At 46.7% G+C, this 17355-nt stretch carries 13 protein-coding genes and 3 pseudogenes; 4 read left to right on the top strand and 12 right to left on the bottom strand.

All coding sequences use genetic code 11. The annotated features are described in order from the left end of the window. Positions 1-193 precede the first annotated feature (193 nt). Positions 194-3536: pseudogene (locus ACTHTQ_RS06355) on the top strand (TonB-dependent receptor domain-containing protein). Between the two features lie 107 nt (positions 3537-3643). Here the strand turns inward: ACTHTQ_RS06355 and nadC are convergent. The 4 genes from nadC to ACTHTQ_RS06335 all read right to left on the bottom strand — a co-directional run bounded on the left by nadC (position 3644) and on the right by ACTHTQ_RS06335 (position 6435). Then, the gene (gene nadC / locus ACTHTQ_RS06350) at positions 3644-4525 is read right to left on the bottom strand and encodes a carboxylating nicotinate-nucleotide diphosphorylase (RefSeq protein ID WP_440363446.1); all 882 of its coding nucleotides are present in this window, start codon (positions 4523-4525) and stop codon (positions 3644-3646) included. 134 nt (positions 4526-4659) lie between these two features. Then, a complete protein-coding gene (locus tag ACTHTQ_RS06345) occupies positions 4660-5136 on the bottom strand; it encodes a hypothetical protein (RefSeq protein ID WP_002258798.1) in 477 nt (158 codons plus the stop codon). Further along, positions 5133-5378, bottom strand: coding sequence for a hypothetical protein (locus tag ACTHTQ_RS06340; RefSeq protein ID WP_070461575.1), 246 nt, complete (start codon positions 5376-5378; stop codon positions 5133-5135). Before ACTHTQ_RS06340 ends, ACTHTQ_RS06345 begins: the two co-directional genes overlap by 4 nt. Positions 5379-5496: 118 nt before the next feature. Then, positions 5497-6435, bottom strand: coding sequence for an NUDIX hydrolase (locus ACTHTQ_RS06335; protein WP_440363445.1), 939 nt, complete (start codon positions 6433-6435; stop codon positions 5497-5499). A gap of 201 nt (positions 6436-6636) precedes the next feature. Here ACTHTQ_RS06335 and nadA point away from each other — a divergent pair, with 201 nt between their 5' ends. Both nadA and nadB read left to right on the top strand, forming a co-directional pair. Then, complete coding sequence (gene nadA, locus ACTHTQ_RS06330; RefSeq protein WP_440363444.1) at positions 6637-7749, top strand: quinolinate synthase NadA; 1113 nt, start codon at positions 6637-6639, stop codon at positions 7747-7749. Between the two features lie 51 nt (positions 7750-7800). After that, positions 7801-9309 carry an L-aspartate oxidase gene (gene nadB / locus ACTHTQ_RS06325; protein ID WP_440363443.1) on the top strand — a complete coding sequence of 503 codons (1509 nt, stop codon included), beginning with the start codon at positions 7801-7803 and terminating at the stop codon, positions 9307-9309. A 39-nt stretch (positions 9310-9348) separates the two neighbouring features. Here nadB and ACTHTQ_RS06320 read toward each other — a convergent pair. After that, positions 9349-9561 (bottom strand): annotated as a pseudogene (locus tag ACTHTQ_RS06320) (integrase core domain-containing protein); the annotation flags it as partial. A gap of 1 nt (position 9562) precedes the next feature. On the opposite strand from ACTHTQ_RS06320, the pseudogene ACTHTQ_RS06315 reads away from it, so the two are divergent. Continuing rightward, positions 9563-9979, top strand: a pseudogene (locus ACTHTQ_RS06315) (integrase core domain-containing protein); the annotation flags it as partial. 302 nt (positions 9980-10281) lie between these two features. Here ACTHTQ_RS06315 and ACTHTQ_RS06310 read toward each other — a convergent pair. The 7 genes from ACTHTQ_RS06310 to ACTHTQ_RS06280 form a co-directional block, all read right to left on the bottom strand. After that, the gene (locus ACTHTQ_RS06310; RefSeq protein ID WP_440363442.1) at positions 10282-12420 is read right to left on the bottom strand and encodes an autotransporter family protein; all 2139 of its coding nucleotides are present in this window, start codon (positions 12418-12420) and stop codon (positions 10282-10284) included. 427 nt (positions 12421-12847) lie between these two features. Beyond that, entirely contained in the window at positions 12848-13204 is a 357-nt protein-coding gene (locus ACTHTQ_RS06305) for a hypothetical protein (protein WP_440363441.1), read from the bottom strand. A gap of 100 nt (positions 13205-13304) precedes the next feature. Further along, positions 13305-13613 (bottom strand): oxidoreductase, encoded by a 309-nt coding sequence (locus tag ACTHTQ_RS06300; protein ID WP_440363440.1) that lies wholly within the window; start codon positions 13611-13613, stop codon positions 13305-13307. Next, complete coding sequence (locus ACTHTQ_RS06295) at positions 13574-13900, bottom strand: oxidoreductase (RefSeq protein WP_440363439.1); 327 nt, start codon at positions 13898-13900, stop codon at positions 13574-13576. Before ACTHTQ_RS06295 ends, ACTHTQ_RS06300 begins: the two co-directional genes overlap by 40 nt. 73 nt (positions 13901-13973) lie before the next feature. Then, positions 13974-14285 carry an ArsR/SmtB family transcription factor gene (locus ACTHTQ_RS06290; protein ID WP_440363438.1) on the bottom strand — a complete coding sequence of 104 codons (312 nt, stop codon included), beginning with the start codon at positions 14283-14285 and terminating at the stop codon, positions 13974-13976. A gap of 271 nt (positions 14286-14556) precedes the next feature. Further along, entirely contained in the window at positions 14557-15576 is a 1020-nt protein-coding gene (gene virB11 / locus ACTHTQ_RS06285; protein WP_049329383.1) for a P-type DNA transfer ATPase VirB11, read from the bottom strand. A 71-nt stretch (positions 15577-15647) separates the two neighbouring features. Next, on the bottom strand, positions 15648-17351 hold the full coding sequence (locus tag ACTHTQ_RS06280) for a calcium-binding protein (RefSeq protein ID WP_440363437.1): 1704 nt from the start codon (positions 17349-17351) through the stop codon (positions 15648-15650). Positions 17352-17355 lie beyond the last annotated feature (4 nt).

Genomic DNA, 17355 nt, shown 5'->3' with positions numbered 1-17355 from the left:
CACTTATCCCTCACCCTTCTATTTACCTCAAACTCAAAAAACATTTCCATATTATTAAAAATTAGTTAGAATTTCAAAAATTATAAATAATAATCAAAATTATTTGTATTATTTTAGTCAGAGTGTAATCGCATCTATTTTCGGTCTGTCTTGTTCAGACGGCCTTACCAATCAAGTTATATGGATACATTCTATGCAACCGATCAAAGTCCTCCCCTCTCCGCCTGTATCGCCGCCATTGGTTTCGTCCCTGCCGTTTATGCTGCAGACAATTCGACAGTTATTCTCGATACCATCACTGTCAAAGGCACACGCAATAAAGACGAAATCGGTAAAAACCGGGTTTATACCCGCGAAATCGTCAATCTTTACAAGAGCAAAGACGAGGTCGAAACCTTCAAAGGCAACACCGTATCCGACCTTCTAAGCGGTATGTCCGGCGTGTACAGCGGCGACGCACGCAACAGTGGCGCGCTGGATCCCAATATACGCGGCGTACAGGGACAGGGATGGATTCCCGTTACCATCGACGGCACGGAGCAGGCGATTACCATCTGGCGCGGCTACGCAGGCGCAAACAAACGCAACTACGTCGACCCCAACATCATCAGCAGCGTTTCCATCGAAAAAGGCCCATCGTTCAGCAGTGATATGAAAAGCGGCATAGGCGGCTCCGTCGCCCTGAAAACCATCGATGCCGACGATATTGTCCCCGAAGGGCAGAAATACGGCTTTGAAGTGAAGGCGGAGGCTGCCAATAATTCCATCAAACAACGTGCCAATATCTATGAAAAATCAGTCGATTATCGGACATTGGATGATCCTACCGTCGCACTCGGCAGTATTTGGCGGGCAATGTGGGACGATACCGACCGAGTCAGCCAACGTTTTAGCGGACGCAATAAATTTGGTGAGGATAAAGCCTACCGTATTGCCGCCGCCACCAAGCAGGACAATTTCGATGCCATGCTCGCCTATGCCTACCGCAGTAAAGGCAATTATTTTTCCGGTAAAAAAGGGGCGGAGCGCTACGGCTATATCGGTCCTTGGACACAAGAAACTTTAGACGAATTAAAACGTCGTCAAGAAGAAGCCGCTGCCAAGGGCGAGAAATTTTACGGCAGTGAAAACATGCTGGGCGCACCCGATATTTCAAAAATCGGACTTTTCTACCATCCGGGCGGAGAAGTCAGCAATACTTCGCTTGAAACCAAATCATGGGTAGGTAAAACCACCTTCCGTCTGCCGAACCGCCAAACGCTCAAATTCGGTCTGCGCCATACCGATTCCACGTTCGGCGAAATCATGCCTTCGCGTATTATCGGCCCCATCAGTTGGGATGCGTCCGTCCTCAACAAAATTGCCGAATGGCCGCAGGCATGGGTAAAACAGCGTTCCTACAATATCGACTATTCGTGGAAGCCCGAGGGCAGCCGTTGGATAGATTTCGATGCCACGCTTTGGACAACGCGCACCAATTCCAAAACCAATACCGCAGGCGGCTCGCCCGGCGATACCGTTTATGAGGACAACAAATTTCAAATAGCATGGGATGAGTACGACAGATGGCAGAAATACACCCCCGCAGAGCGTCAAGAATTGCTGAATGCAGGCTTTGAAACCCCAAAACCGCCCAAACCCGAAACGCCCAATACCAACGGCAGGTTCAACACCATTGAAGGCAACGCCTATCACGCCCGTAACAACCGGACAGGCTTTCAATTCTCCAACCGTATGAAATTGAGCGACAAACTGTCGTTGACCTTGATGGGCGATTTTCAAAATGAAAAACTGACGTCGCGCAATGATTTTTCAGACGAGCTGGAGCGGGGAGGATACGACAAATATCGTGAAGAACTCGAAAACAGCACCATCAGAGCAAATTACGGATTAAACGAATTCGGCGTACCGCGCAACGGCAAGCGGCGAGAATACAATCTGGGCTTCAATTTCCGCTACGAGCCGTTCCGCTGGCTGACGTTGACGGCGGGCGGATGGTACACGAATTTCCAGCTTCAGGACAAAAGCAAACGCTTGGAAAGCGGCACGTATAAGACCGGCTATCCGTTAGAAATGAACAGGGGAATAAAATATTCGATCGGCAGGGTTGCCACGCCGCAAGAATACGCGGATTACAAGGCAATTGACGATGCTTTGGCAAATGGCAGTCTTGATTATGCTTTATATATGGCGGACGAATATTCAGAACAAAGAAAAAAACATAAACAAATTAGCCTGTATTCGTTTCAAGTCAATTCGCAATATATTCCGACTTTGACAGATGATCGCGAAAAATGGGGCAATCCTAATGAAAAGGTGGATTTCTATTGGTTGAAAGACGATAAAGGCCGTCTGAATATGCAGGATCATCCCCTTACCAATGGCAGCATTCCTGATTTGCACACCAAAGTCGCCAATCCTGTTATGACTCGTCTATTCCAGACAGTCCGCAATTTGTACCTAAATACTACGCAGCCAGTGCAAGTGTTTACACAACGCCAATGACCGAAGCCGAAAGACAGAGGGCAATGAAGCAGAAAGGCAGCGGTTGGGTGCCCGCATTTTCTGCCACTGTCAATTTTACTGATTACAGCCGCGCCTATTTGCGCTATACCGAAACCCTGCGCTACCCCAGCATTTTTGAAGGGACTTACGGCTTTTCTACCGCCGCCGGCTCATTCAACCGCATGGGCTATGGCTGGCGGCCCGAACACGCCAAAAACTGGGAAGTCGGCTACATTCATGATTTGACGGGGCTGTTACCGAAAATGAAAAAAGTGGATTTCCGCATTAACTACTTCCATAACAAGACCGAAAACGTTATCGACAGGGATGACAATCTCGAATTCGAACAATTCGACAGGCAAATCCGCAGTGGTGCCGAGCTGTCCACTCGCTTCGATACCGGACGCGTTTTCGGCAGCCTGAACGTATTCCGTAGTCTGAAAAACAAAATGTGCGACGAAAATTTCCCTTGGACATCCGCAACATAGGGCATGGTTGATTCAAGCTATTTTGTGCAAAACGGTAAGACTATGAACCGTCCTGTCTGCAACCACGGCGGCTTGACCGATTCGGGCTATCTGGCAAGCGCACTTCAACCTCGTTGGTCGATTGATGCCGAATTGGGCAGCCGTTTCCTTGCCAACAAACTGGAAACAGGCGTGCGCCTCCATTACCACAGCCGCGTCTATGAAAACCGCAATGATGCGTGGCAGCCCCACTACAACGTATTCAATCAATATATGGGAACTAATCATAAACCCCAATATAACGATATGCGCTGGCAGCCTGTTGCGGTATGGGATGCCTACCTGCGCTATAAAATCGGCAAAAACCTGACTGCCGAGCTGGTGGGCAGCAATCTGACCAACCGCTACTACCTCGACCCAATGAGCCGCTCCTATCTGCCTGCACCGGGCAGGACAATACGCATTGGGATAACTGGAAAAAGGCCGTCTGAACATTGGGTTTTAGACGGCTTTTTACATGATGGCTTAGTTATGCCCTACTCTTTCATGTTATATGAAAGTTGAAGCTAACCTGCATAATTTTTATATCTTCTGCTTTGAAATTAAAAAGGCTGTTTGAAAATGAAACGTCTATATTTCAGACGGCCTTTGCTTTATAGCAAACTCGAAATCTAAGCTACGAAATCCAACCCTATGTCCAGCGAACGGCTGCTGTGGGTCAGATAGCCGAGGGCGATGCCGTCCACGCCGGTTTGCGCTACGCGCTTCAGGCGGTCGAAGCCGATGCCGCCCGATGCTTCGCAATAGATGGTGCGGGGGTGGGCGATTTGCGTGTGGCAGCGGTTTGCTGCTTCTTTCAGGGTTTCGTCGTCCATGTTGTCCAGCAAAATCCGTTCCGCGCCCGCCGCGATGGCTTCGTCCAGTTGTGCCAACGTGTCCACTTCGATTTCCACGCAGGTCAACGGTCCGACCGCCTGTTTTGCCTGCCGAACGGCTTGGGCAATGCTGTCGCAATAGGCGAGGTGGTTGTCTTTGATGAGTACGGCGTCGTCCAAACCCATGCGGTGGTTCACGCCGCCGCCTGCCCTGACGGCGTATTTTTGCAGGACGCGCAGCAGTGGGATGGTTTTGCGGCTGCACACGATGTCTGTACCGTATTCGGCGACTTCAGCAACGGCACGAGCGGTGGCGGTGGCGATGCCGCTCAAGTGCGTGAGGTAGTTGAGCGCGGTGCGTTCGGCGGCGAGCAGGGCGCGGGCGTTGCCTTCGACGGCAGCAAGCGTCTGACCTGCGCGGACGGTTTGCCCGTCTTGGATTTCGGCTTGGAAGCGGACGGACGGGTCCATCGTCTGAAAGGCGAGGCGCGCCAAGTCCATGCCGGCGATAACGCCGTCTTCGCGGCTGACGAGGGAGAGTTTGGCGGTTTTATCGGGGGCGATAACGGCGGCGGACGTAATGTCGCTACGCCTACCCAAATCTTCGCTCAAGGCTTGTTCCACCATGGGGCGCAACAGGGTGTCGGGCAGGGGGAAGAGGGTGTTTTCAGACGACATGGGGTTTCCTTTGTTGAAAAAGATGGATGTTGCACCGATGGGGTAAAACTTCATTTTATAGTGGATTAACAAAAACCAGTACGGCGTTGCCTCGCCTTAGCTCAAAGAGAACAATTCTCTCCGGCGTCATCTGATTATTTTGAAATTGCCATTTCAATGACTTGCTCAACATAGTTGTTTTCCAAATCAATTACGTCTCCTTTTCTTTGATTTGATTTTTTTAGTTCATTATATGCATAAAAAATGACGATTTTCTTCCCTTCACAAAATAAATGTCTGTCGGATTTATTCATCATATACATACTTTCATTCCTTACGATGCCTTCACCATCTATAAAACTAAAACTATTCGGTATATTTCTTCGTTCCATTCCCGCTTCATATATTGACGATATCACTCCGGAAACGCTTCTGGTGATAATCTGTCCGGAATCAATATTACTCCACCATTCCTCTGATGCAAATAAGCCTTTGTCTTTTTTGATGCCAAAGATACTTTCGTCATTTAATGATAATAATCTTGTCTTTTCAATAAATTCTTTTTCTCTTTTCATGACTTTTTTAAAATCATAGATTAAATACATATCATCATCCAAAATCAAATAACTCATTTTACGTCTCCAATTTTTTCAAAATAAATAATCTGTTTCTCAAAAGTTTCTTTACCGCCAGATTTCCCCAGCCCTGTATTGACTACCCCTTTTCCTTTATTCACATGTGGTTTTCCTTGGCCTTCAAGCTTGAATTGCACTTGTGTTTTTTCAGTCCATCCCTTATTTGTGCGAGGTAAATCTGGAAAAAGTTTGCCTGTGGCTGAGTTGCCTGTGGTGCCAATCTTTTTTAAAACTTCCATAGTTCCTGGTAAGGTGTTCAAGCACCAAGTGAATCGGTTCCGTACTATCTGTACTGTCTGCGGCTTCGTCGCCTTGTCCTGATTTTTGTTAATCCACTATAGGTCGTCTGAAAACGGGCTAACGGCTGCCCAGCGGCAGTCCGATGTCCGAAATCAGCCTGTCGGGCAGGACGTCGTCGCGGAAGCGGTAAAGCTGCGCGGGACGGCCTTTGCTGCCCGATACGCCGGTATCCGACGGCTCGATGAGGTTTTGCTGCTGAATCTGGCGGCGGAAGTTTTGCTTGTGCAGCAATCTGCCGCTGATGGCTTCGACGCTGTTTTGCAGTTGCAGCAGCGTGAATTCGGGCGGCATCAGTTCGAAAATCACGGGGCGGTATTTGATTTTAGCGCGCAGGCGGGACAGTGCGGTCGCCAGTACGCGGCGGTGGTCGTGGCGCATGGGCTGCCCCGTGAGCGTGAAGTCGAAGTTTGCCTGCGGCTCGGCGGCTTCCGCTATCAGGCCGCTTTCATACAGCATTTCATAGCGTTGCAAAACGTATTCTTCCGACCAGTTTTCCGGCTCGACCCCCCAACACAAATGAATGCGCTTGAGCCGCTTTTGGCGCACTTCCTCCGTGTCCGCCGAGTTTGCCCAAATGCGCAGGCGGCTGACAATGGCGTCGCGCTGCCCGCTGTCGGCGCGCAAGTCTTCCCACGGGAAATAGCCGTAGCAGTCCTGCCATTTCGCGTCGGGATGCAGGATGCTGTCGGCTGCCTCGCGCACCAGCCCCAGATAGCTGACGTACAAGACGGGCATGCCGTGTTCGTTGCGGCGGTGGGTATCGACAAAGGTGTAAAGCTGTTCCACATAGCCCATAGGCTGCGAAGTCTGCTTGGCAACCCACAGCTTCACGCCCGCCTGCAATGAATTGCGCAGGGGGGAGAGCGGGCCGTTGGGCAGGAGCGTGCCTTGGGCGACGGTCAATACCCGCAGGCCGCCGTCGGTAACGGCAATCAATACGGGAACCAGCTCGACGATGCTTTGCGGCGGGGCTTCGGCTTCGGGGTAGGCATCCATGCTCGGCTTTCTGCGGGTGGGAAAGGCTTTATTGTAAACCAAAGCGGTTTGTCGGAACGAAGCGGGTCGGTTTTGCGGTATCTCAAACCTGGTTTCAGACGACCTTGCATATTATACTCAAGTTGAGCATAATATAAAAACAGTTTGAAAAACAGACGGCAAACCTTCATGCCGTCTGAAAACCAGCTACAAGGAAACATCATGCAAACCGCCGCCCGCCGCTCGTTCGACTACGATATGCCCCTCATCCAAACGCCGACTTCCGCCTGCCAAATCCGTCAGGCGTGGGCGAAGGTTGCCGACACGCCCGACCGCGAGACGGCAGGTCGTCTGAAAGACGAAATCAAGGCCTTGCTGAAGGAGAAAAACGCGGTCTTGGTGGCGCATTATTATGTTGATCCGCTGATTCAGGATTTGGCTTTGGAAACGGGCGGATGCGTGGGCGATTCGCTAGAGATGGCGCGCTTTGGCGCGGAACACGAAGCCGCTACATTGGTGGTGGCGGGCGTGCGTTTCATGGGCGAGAGCGCGAAAATCCTCTGCCCTGAAAAAACGGTGCTGATGCCTGATTTGGAAGCGGAATGTTCTTTGGATTTGGGTTGTCCCGAAGAAGCTTTTTCAGCGTTTTGCGACCAACACCCCGACCGTACGGTGGTGGTGTACGCCAACACTTCCGCCGCCGTGAAAGCGCGTGCCGATTGGGTGGTAACGTCTTCGGTGGCGTTGGAAATCGTGTCGTATTTGAAATCGCGCGGCGAGAAGCTGATTTGGGGGCCCGACCGCCACCTCGGCGACTACATCCGTCGCGAAACGGGCGCGGATATGCTGTTGTGGCAGGGTTCGTGCATCGTCCATAACGAATTCAAAGGGCAGGAACTGGCGGCGTTGAAGGCGGAGCATCCCGACGCGGTGGTGCTGGTTCATCCCGAATCGCCGCAAAGCGTCATCGAACTGGGCGACGTGGTCGGCTCGACCAGCAAATTGCTGAAAGCTGCCGTATCGCGTCCTGAAAAAAAATTCATCGTGGCGACCGATTTGGGCATCCTGCACGAAATGCAAAAGCAGGCGCCCGACAAAGAATTTATCGCCGCACCGACGGCGGGCAACGGCGGAAGCTGCAAAAGCTGCGCGTTCTGCCCGTGGATGGCGATGAATTCGCTGGGCGGCATCAAATACGCCCTGACAAGCGGACGTAACGAAATCTTGTTGGACAGGAAGCTGGGCGAAGCCGCCAAACTGCCCTTGCAGCGTATGCTCGACTTCGCGGCAGGACTCAAGCGCGGGGATGTGTTCAACGGCATGGGGCCCGCCTGATTTGCCGTCCATATTGCCGTTTTAGACGACCTCTCAAATAAGGACAACACCATGCAAACCGATTGCGACGTATTGATTGCCGGAAACGGGCTGGCGGCACTGACGCTCGCCCTATCGCTGCCTGAATCATTCCGCATCGTCATTTTGTGCAAAAACCGGCTGGACGACACTGCCAGCCGTCATGCGCAAGGCGGGATTGCGGCGGCGTGGTCGGGAGAGGACGACATCGAAAAACACGTTGCCGATACCTTGGAAGCGGGCGCGGGTTTGTGCGACGAAGCCGCCGTCCGCGCCATCCTGTCGCAGGGCAAACCGGCAATCGAATGGCTGTTGGCGCAGGGCGTGGCGTTCGACCGGAATCATAACGACCTGCACCTGACGCGCGAAGGCGGGCATACCTGCCGCCGAATCGCCCACGTCGCCGACTACACGGGCGAAGCCGTCATGCAGAGCCTGATTGCCCAAATACGCCGCCGCCCGAACATCCGCGTTTACGAGCAGCAGATGGCGTTGGATATCCAAACCGAATCAGGCGCGGCGTGCGGACTGACTGTCCTCGACCGCCAAACGCAAGAAACCTACCGCATCCGCGCCCGCCATACCGTACTCGCGGGCGGCGGCTTGGGACAGATTTACGCCGCCACCACCACGCCGCCCGAATGCACGGGCGATGCCATCGCCATGGCAATACGCGCAGGTTGCGCAGTCGAAAACCTCGAATTTATCCAATTCCACCCCACAGGCTTGGCAAGGTCGTCTGAAAACGGCCGCACCTTCCTGATTTCCGAAGCCGTGCGCGGCGAAGGCGGCATCCTGACCAACCAAGCGGGCGAACGGTTTATGCCGCATTACGACCGCCGCGCCGAACTCGCGCCGCGCGACATCGTTGCCCGCGCCATCGCCGCCGAAATCGCCAAACAAACGCAAGACTTCGTCTCGCTCGACATCAGCCGCCAACCCGCAGAGTTCGTCCGTCAGCATTTCCCGTCCATCCATCGGCACTGCCTGTCCCAATGCGGTTTGGACATCACGCGCCAAGCCATCCCCGTCCGCCCCGTGCAACACTACACCTGCGGCGGCATCCAAACCGACCCCTGCGGCAGAACCTCCCTGCCGCAGCTCTACGCCTTAGGCGAAACCGCCTGCACCGGCTTGCACGGAGCCAACCGCCTCGCCAGCAACTCCCTGCTCGAATGCGTCGTTACCGCCAGGCTTGCCGCCCAAACCATCGCGGACGGACAAGCATTCCAAGCTGTACCGTCCCAAAGGTCGTCTGAAAGCCCCTCTGTTGAAGCAGGTATCTTTTCAGACGACCTCCAAAACACATTCAGCCGCCACGTCCTGCAAGCCTTCAACCAACGCCATCTCGGCATCCTCCGCAACGATACCGGCCTGCGCCGCGCCATCGCCCAACTGCGGCTTTGGAAGCAAAACCAAGCCGAGCCGCACACCGCATCCGAATACGAAAACCGCAACCTGCTCGAATGCAGCCTCGCCGTCGCCCAAGCCGCATACAGGCGGAGACAGAACATCGGAGCACATTTTAATAGTGATTGTTAAGGCTGATAGTGAAAACATTTCTTCAATAAATAAAGTCATGTAGAAAATAACCGCGTTGTTTACACCACAGGTTGAGAATGAAGCCTGCAAGACCTCAAACGGCGTATCGCCGTTCAAACTGCGGTGCGGCTTCACAGTGTTATAGAAATTAACAAAGCGGCACAACTCCTTTCGCCGGTGTTCCGGACTGTCAAACAACTGTTTCTCATGCCACATCTCCATCAGGGTGCGGATAACCCGTTCCGCCTTACCGGCAGACAGTGCCGCCAAGTTTCTGACTGGACACCTGATTGATCCCTGCCCATACCTGATTGAGTGCGTTTACTCCGACAACGGTACGGAATATAAAGGCTCGGCCAACCATGCTTTCGGTGTAGCCTGTTATGAGAACGGGATTGGTCAAAAGTTTACCCGGGTTGCCCGTCCGCAGACCAACGGTAAGGCGGAACGGGTTATCCGCACCCTGATGGAGATGTGGCATGAGAAACAGTTGTTTGACAGTCCGGAACACCGGCGAAAGGAGTTGTGCCGCTTTGTTAATTTCTATAACACTGTGAAGCCGCACCGCAGTTTGAACGGCGATACGCCGTTTGAGGTCTTGCAGGCTTCATTCTCAACCTGTGGTGTAAACAACGCAACGTTTTCCTACACATTACCACTACCAACTTGAACTAAGCCGTTAACCGTATCTGGGTTTACTTTCCCAAGGGTTTCCGGAATTCCGTCATTAGTCCCTGACCAAGTAACGCTTGCATTCGCAGCCAATGGCGCGGCTAATAGAAGCAACGTAAGTTTATTAAGTTTAAATTTTATAGTTTTTTTCCTCTCTGTCTCAGAATTAAGACGGGGCGCGATCATATCACTTTTTTATTGCTGAAACAAATTAGCAACCATATTATAAGAACCAAAAAATCTAATAAAAAACCACCTTCAGAAGAAGGTGGTTTTTGTTTTATATATTTGTTATTTGAATTACCAAGCGTAGCTATAACCTAACACGGCTTTCGCACCGGAACGGTTACCTTTATTGCCTAGAGAATGTTCTAAACGAAGATCCGCATGAATAGCGTGGTTACCGAATGGCACATTTAAACCTGCACCACCTTCCAACCAAGTGCGGGCATCATTTTCGTTATATTTGGTGTCACCGATTAAGACAGATTTTGCAGTAACAAAATCATGCCATACGTTTGCAACAAAATACACGTTTGGGTTACGTTGGAAATCTTTGCTGTGGCTTAAACGCACACCAATACGTCCACGTAAGTTGTTATCAGTACCTTGTTCAACACGACGATCTGCATCATGATAGAACGATTGAAGTTTTAAGCGTTGGTAAATCAATTGGGTTTGAGGTTCAATACGCCAGTTGGAGTTGCCCAATGCAAAGCTGTGACCACCCTCAACAGATAGTGCACCACTCCAACCATGTTGTCTTACTTCTGGATTAGATACAAAATTGTATTTGTTAGTTAAGTAAGAGAATTGCGCTACTGTGTCCACATAGGCATTATTTGGTGCACGGTATAAGTGATATACACCGATATTTGCTGCTGTTGTTTTACCTTTACCGGTATATTTATCAGCAGCTACAACACCGTTTTTTGCACGATATTGGTCGTAGAAACGGCTATCTGCACGAGAATAAGCAAAATATACCCCACTGAGAGATTGCGGCAGACCATTTTGCATTTCGCTACGGTTAAAGTCATAACCCACTTGTGCGACATATTGTGAGCTGTCAACGTCTAAACGGGTACGACCCTCAGTTTCTAAACGTTTACCGGAAACACGCGCCCAAACGGAAGAATTTGGCGATTGGCTAATTTCACCACGACGTTGATGTAAGGTATCCAACACGCTATAACCTAATTCCATGTTGACACGAGGCATTTGAATATAAGCAGTAGCTGGCTCAATATAAATATTTTGATCGAGTGCTTTTAAGGTCCATGCATAAGTATTAGCATCTTTTTTAGCTAATTGTGCCTCACCTGCATTAGTTGTTTTCGCTGTGCCGGTAAAGGTACCTGAATGATTTGCATCAGCAACTTTAACTACATCTGCAGAATAAATGTCTCTATTTACTTGACGAAGCACATCGCCTTCAATAAGACCGGTTAAGGTGGAAACAACGGTATTACCTTTCGCAGTACCTTTAATATCTAACATATCAGAAGAACTATTAGCACTATTCCAAATTGTTTTCACCAATAGTTTTCCGTCGCCACTGTAATCTCCATAAACAGTAAGTTTTTTATCCGCATTATCTGAAGTAAGATCAAGCGTACCTTGATTGTTAATGGTGCTAACAGAGGCATTAAAATTGTTTAACGCTAATGTACCTTTCTCACCAATATTCACTTCAGTGGTAACAGAATCGTTACCGAATGCATTATCTCTACCGAATGCATTATCTCTACCGACTTTTAATGTACCGTCAGTAATATCTACCTTAGAATTCACATTATTCATACCTATTGGAGCAAATAACGTTGTTCCAGAACCACTTTGTATGAAATTAACATGAGATTCTTTCAGTGAACGATGCGTGTGGATAATAGGGGTAAAATTCAACATATCATTTTGGTCAAAGGTGAATTTTACATCTGCACTACCAATAGTAAAACGTTTAACATCTAGTGTTCCACCTTTACCTTTGTTGCCAATTTGGATATTGGCTGTGCCATTTTCTAATTGCAACACACCTGCGCTGAGTTTACCGCCATTAGAAATCAATACATCAACATTTGTTTCTTTGTGGCCGCCACCAACTACACGAATTAATGAGTCTTTATGATAAGAAAGTTCAGAACCTTCACCATCAATAATAATTTTAGTATTAATAGCTGTTCGACCATCTGGCTTATGAAGAAGCCATCCCCAAAAGTGAGGCGCGTTAGGATCACCATGAAATGTTGAGCTTACCTTTCCGCCCTCTAAAATAGAGAGATTCGCATTACTGTAGTTACCGATATTTAATATCCCGCCTACATTTAATTCACTTCCGGCACCAGTGACAGTCAATTTACCACCGAAACCGTCATTGTTTTGATTTCCAATCATTACTGTATCACTGATATTTAACTTAGAGCCATTATCAATGGTCATTTCACCATTTGCTTGCCCTGCAGGGGTTGTTTTACCCCCCTCCGCAATGGTTAAAAACCCATTTATAGTATGCTCTTGATTATCCGTGATGCTTGTAGCTAAGCCACTAGGCAGAACGTTGGTTCCGTTATGAGTGATGCTCGCATTAGCAATAATGCGGAGCCGATAATAAAAGTAATGTAAGTTTATTAAGCTTGAATTCCATTATTTTATCCTCGTTTTTAATTAAACAGAGCTCGAATTTTAGCACGACATATACCCCAACACAAATCAAAGGAGTGTTTCGGAAAAAACTGACAGAAAACTCACCGCACTTTTCTAATTAAATCCAAAAAGTGCGGTAATTTTTCAAGGTATATTTCATATAAAAAATCGCCTTACTGCGGAACAATAAGGCGATTTATTTTTAGATAAATAAGTCAGAATATTATTTTGCGTCTTGTGCCGGCGCTGCGACCGGTGCAGGATTAAATTTTTGTTCTAATTCGACACTTTGTTTTTGTAACTCGGCCATTGCATTTCTTAATACTTCAGCTTTTTCAGCATAAGCTTTTTGTTGCTCCGGTGTTTGTGTCGGGTTAGTGAAACTCATATTAGCTTGATCAACCAATAAACCACTCGCCAAGCTTAATACATTTTTGGTTTGCTCTTTGATAGACTTAATTGATTCTGCTTTTACATCTAATGCATCTAAGCTTGTAATTGTATCTTTTACTGATTGATTAAATGTTTCAATCGCTTCTTTCACTTTTTTCTCATCTTGAGCTTGAACTGCAGCAACCAAATCTTGTTGGAATTTTTGTTGTGATTGTAACTGTGTTTGTTCTTGTGCCTTGTTCCAAAAATTATGAATGGTGAAAACCGATTTAGCCGGACGACCTTTATTAAATAAATAGGCTGCGGTTAAACCGGCATGCGCCCCATTGGTCTTGGCGGCGGTTGTGGTGCGACGAGAGGAATTGGCTGATGAGATAGCCGTGCGCGGCGTGAATTTGTACGCCTGAAAAGCCTGCCTGTTCGGCAATTTTCGCGGTTTGCACAAATTGCTGAATCAGCCCGTTGATTTCATCAGCACTCAATTCGCGCGGCGGATTGATAAAGCCATCCATGCCTACCAATGGTACAGCGCTCGGCGCAAGCGGCGTTTTATTGACTACCGCAGGTGACTGTTTGCCCGCATGATTGATTTGCATGATGAGCAGCGTGTCGTTTTGCGTGCCGGCTTTCGCCCATTTTTCAGCATCTCAAGCCCCCGGTCGTCTGAAATCACCACATCGTTTATCAAACCTTTGCCGCTTTCAGCGACCATCACATTGCCCGTAACCAAAACACCCGCGCCGCCTTGCGCCCAAGTGCCGTACAGGCGGACGAGTTTTTCAGACGGCTGATCGTGTTGGGCAAGTTGCTCTTCCATGGCGGATTTGAAGATACGGTTTTTAGCAGTTTTGCCGTTTTGAAAAGTGAATGGCGTGAATAACATAATCGTTCCTTTAAGTTGATAAGTTTAAAAATGTAAACGTATTTGGATAAAAATAAAGGGTTAACGGATAACCCTATTTTGAAAGCGGGCAATTTTGAGCCATCAAATCAGCAAGCTGTTTCAATCTCGCCACCGCATCCGCCATGGCAATACTGTAAAACCGCTCTTTGCCGACCTGCTCCACCGCCACTGCCCCGGCTTGCAACATGATTTTCAAATGATGCGACACCGCAGGGCGCGACAGATGCAGATGCTCGGTCAGCTCATTCACATTCATCCTGCCGTGTTCCCACAGCACGCGCAGGATTTGATGGCGGTTTTCATCACTCAACACGGTAAAAATGGGAATGCACTCACGCATTAAATTCATGGTTTGGTGTGGCATATTTGGCTTCTTGAGTTTATATGTTTAAAAACTCGAACGCATTTTAGAGGGAAAGATGGGGAATGTCAAAGGGAATTTAAGAAGGTTTTTTAAATCAGGATTATTTAACCTTAGCTGCTTAAAAGAAAAGGCCGTCTGAAAGATTTTCAGACAGCCTTTAAACCTTCATTAATATCACAACCTTAACAACATAAGCCTACAGTTGCTTTGCATGTTTCACACATTCTGTATCATCCAATGATATATTGCTTCAATTGCGTCATCTTCAACATTAAGTTTTAATAGGATTAAAATCAATACCCGTAATATAACGTTGTCCAGCATGAGCTTTAATGTGCACAACAATATCAATGGTCTGCCTAAGCAGGTTTTTAATAACTTCAAACTCCAGACCACTTCCTTCTGGTGATGCTTTTACCATTAATGCCAATTGATCCCATGTTTGTTCTGTGCTACCAGCATGGCAACTTGTAATAGATCCCGGGTGTCCAGATGCACAATTTCGAATAAAATAAAATGATTCGTCACCACGTAGCTCTGCTAGAATAATTCTATCCGGCTTCATACGCAGACAGGATTCCATACAACTTTTTGCCGTAATATTTGAACTACCTTGTCCACCTTTTGAGTAAAGCAAATGAACTACATTTTCATGAGGAATAAATAGCTCCCTAGCATCCTCAATGCTGATTAGTCGCTCACTTAAAGGAATGTGATTAACCAATGCTTTCATGAAAGTAGTCTTACCACTGCCAGTTGCACCTGAAACGACTATATTCTTTTTATATTCAACGGCTTTTTTAAAAAATTCTTCGTAGTTCCGATTGTTCTTCAGTTCTACTAATTCCTTATCTTGAGGAGATAATTCTCCATTTAACTCAATAATCTGACTAAAGAAACCATCTTTACTATACTGACTTAAGCTCTTTGTGTGTTTTGATGGCAAACGGATCGTAATTGAAGCTTTTCCTGCATCACAGGCAGGAGGAATCACAAATTGGGCACGTTGTCCTGTTGGGAATGTCAACGATACCATCGGCTCTGCTTCCGTAATTCGCTGCCCAGTATTACTTTCATTAACAACAGCAGTACAGAACTGACGTGCCCTATCAAAGTTTAGCGTATTTACTTCTACCTTTTTCCAACCCTGAGAGGTTTCTAAAAATACCTCTCCTGGTCTATTAATACAAATCTCAGTCACATCAGGATCTTTTAAGAAAGAGGTAATTCCCAATACTTCATATTGATAATCTAAGAAATCCGCTGAAATTGTTGAGTTTAATTCATCCATGTTTAAAATAAGTTTATTCAAAAATTTAATTACAATAATACTTGAACCTTAGGTGTATTTTTCATTTTAGCCTAAGAAATACTCAGCCCTCTGGCTTGTGTTAACTGCTTTTGTTGTGTTTCTAATTCAAATTGCTGAGTTGTTTCTTGTACTTTGATAATACTCTCCTCTATCGGAGTAACCGCAGCTTTCTGCATATCCACAGAAGCAGTTCTTAATTCAGGAGCCTTATCACCAATAAGAATATGTCCATTTTCTTTGATATTAATAAGAGATGCACCTCTCATCTTGTTTGCGTACCCTTCAGCAGCCAGTGCCATAGCAATATTATCTAGGCTTCTTTCATCGTAGATAATATCTTTTTTATTACAGAATTCAGTAAAAATTTTTTTACTCTGCTGATAGATATTTTGGGCATTTTGTGGGATTGCTTCCAAATTCAAAGGCTGATTAGTGTACATATCATCCCCATTGCTAGGAGCTGGAGTATGAGCCATGTTGGTATTCCAAGGTTGACGCAAAATCTTAATACCATCTATTCCCGTAGCAGAATGTACTCTAACAACATCATTATATTGGCCTGTTTTTTGGCCTGTTTTTTGTTCTTTTAAATGAATTCCTAAATCACCATTTTTGAAATTTTCAATTTTAAGACCATTTACATCTAATGTCCCTGTATTTCTATCCCATTCATATACCATTCTAGAACTGCGGTAAACAAAACGGTCTGGCTTAGATAAATCGCGTACACCTCCCTGTAATATATAACCATTTAATGACACTTCACCCTTGCCGTCTGAATCTCGGATAATATCTGAATTATCAGCACGATATTTGTCATATCCTTTACCACCAAACAATTTATCTCTTCCGGAATTACCAGCTAAAATATCATTGCCATTACCACCAATTAATACATCATTACCATTACCGCCTAATAAAATATCATTTTGATTAGTACCTTTTAGAACATCATCTCCAGCATCTCCATACATATATGCACCACTTTTTAAATAAGTCTTAGATCTGCCTATCAATAAACTATCACGACTATATGATCCATCAGCAACAATTTTATTGTTACCCTTATTTCCAAAAGTGTCATAATTTGCCATATGTTTAACAAATAATTGTTTGAAATTGGGGCTTAAGAATGCTTCTTCAAAGTCTTTGGAAAAATTGGTACGAGTATTCAGGAAATATTCAATATCAGTTTCATAATAAGTCATTCTGATCGATCCAGTTCCATTACTTGGGTACATGCCATACATATTCTGACGAGCAATTAGATCTTTAACCTCTCCAAAACTCTTACCTTTAACGTATGGGTAAAGATTACCACTAATTCCTGTGCTATATGCTCTACCATTATATCTTTCTTCGTAAGCAACCATACGCGCTTCGTTAAAGATTGCCTCAGCTTCTCCATAGCCTCGCGCTTGAGCATAAGCCTTAGCAGTATTGTAGTAACTAGCTGCTTTAGCTTGATGTTTACCTAATGCATGGCCCACTTCATGAGATATTGTCCTAGCGGTAATATATCTGGAACCTTGTTCTAAATAGATATTCCCATCTTTCGAATTATAAAAGGCCCCCTTACTTCCATCTACAATCCTAAAAAATCCATGACCTTGACTGCCAAATTGATTAATTTGCCTTACTAACTCATCATTAGCCTTTATTCTATCCAATTCAGACATAGTAGAATTAAAACGTTGATTATGGAAACCTAATATTTTTAATTGAGCTTCTGCTTTTTCATTTAATCTAGTCATGATT

Origin of the sequence: Neisseria sp. P0020.S003 (genome assembly GCF_051957095.1) — a bacterium.
In the GTDB taxonomy this organism is placed as follows: domain Bacteria; phylum Pseudomonadota; class Gammaproteobacteria; order Burkholderiales; family Neisseriaceae; genus Neisseria; species Neisseria subflava.
Note: the sequence above shows the minus strand (reverse complement) of the source record. Positions and strands in the feature narration are given on the sequence as shown.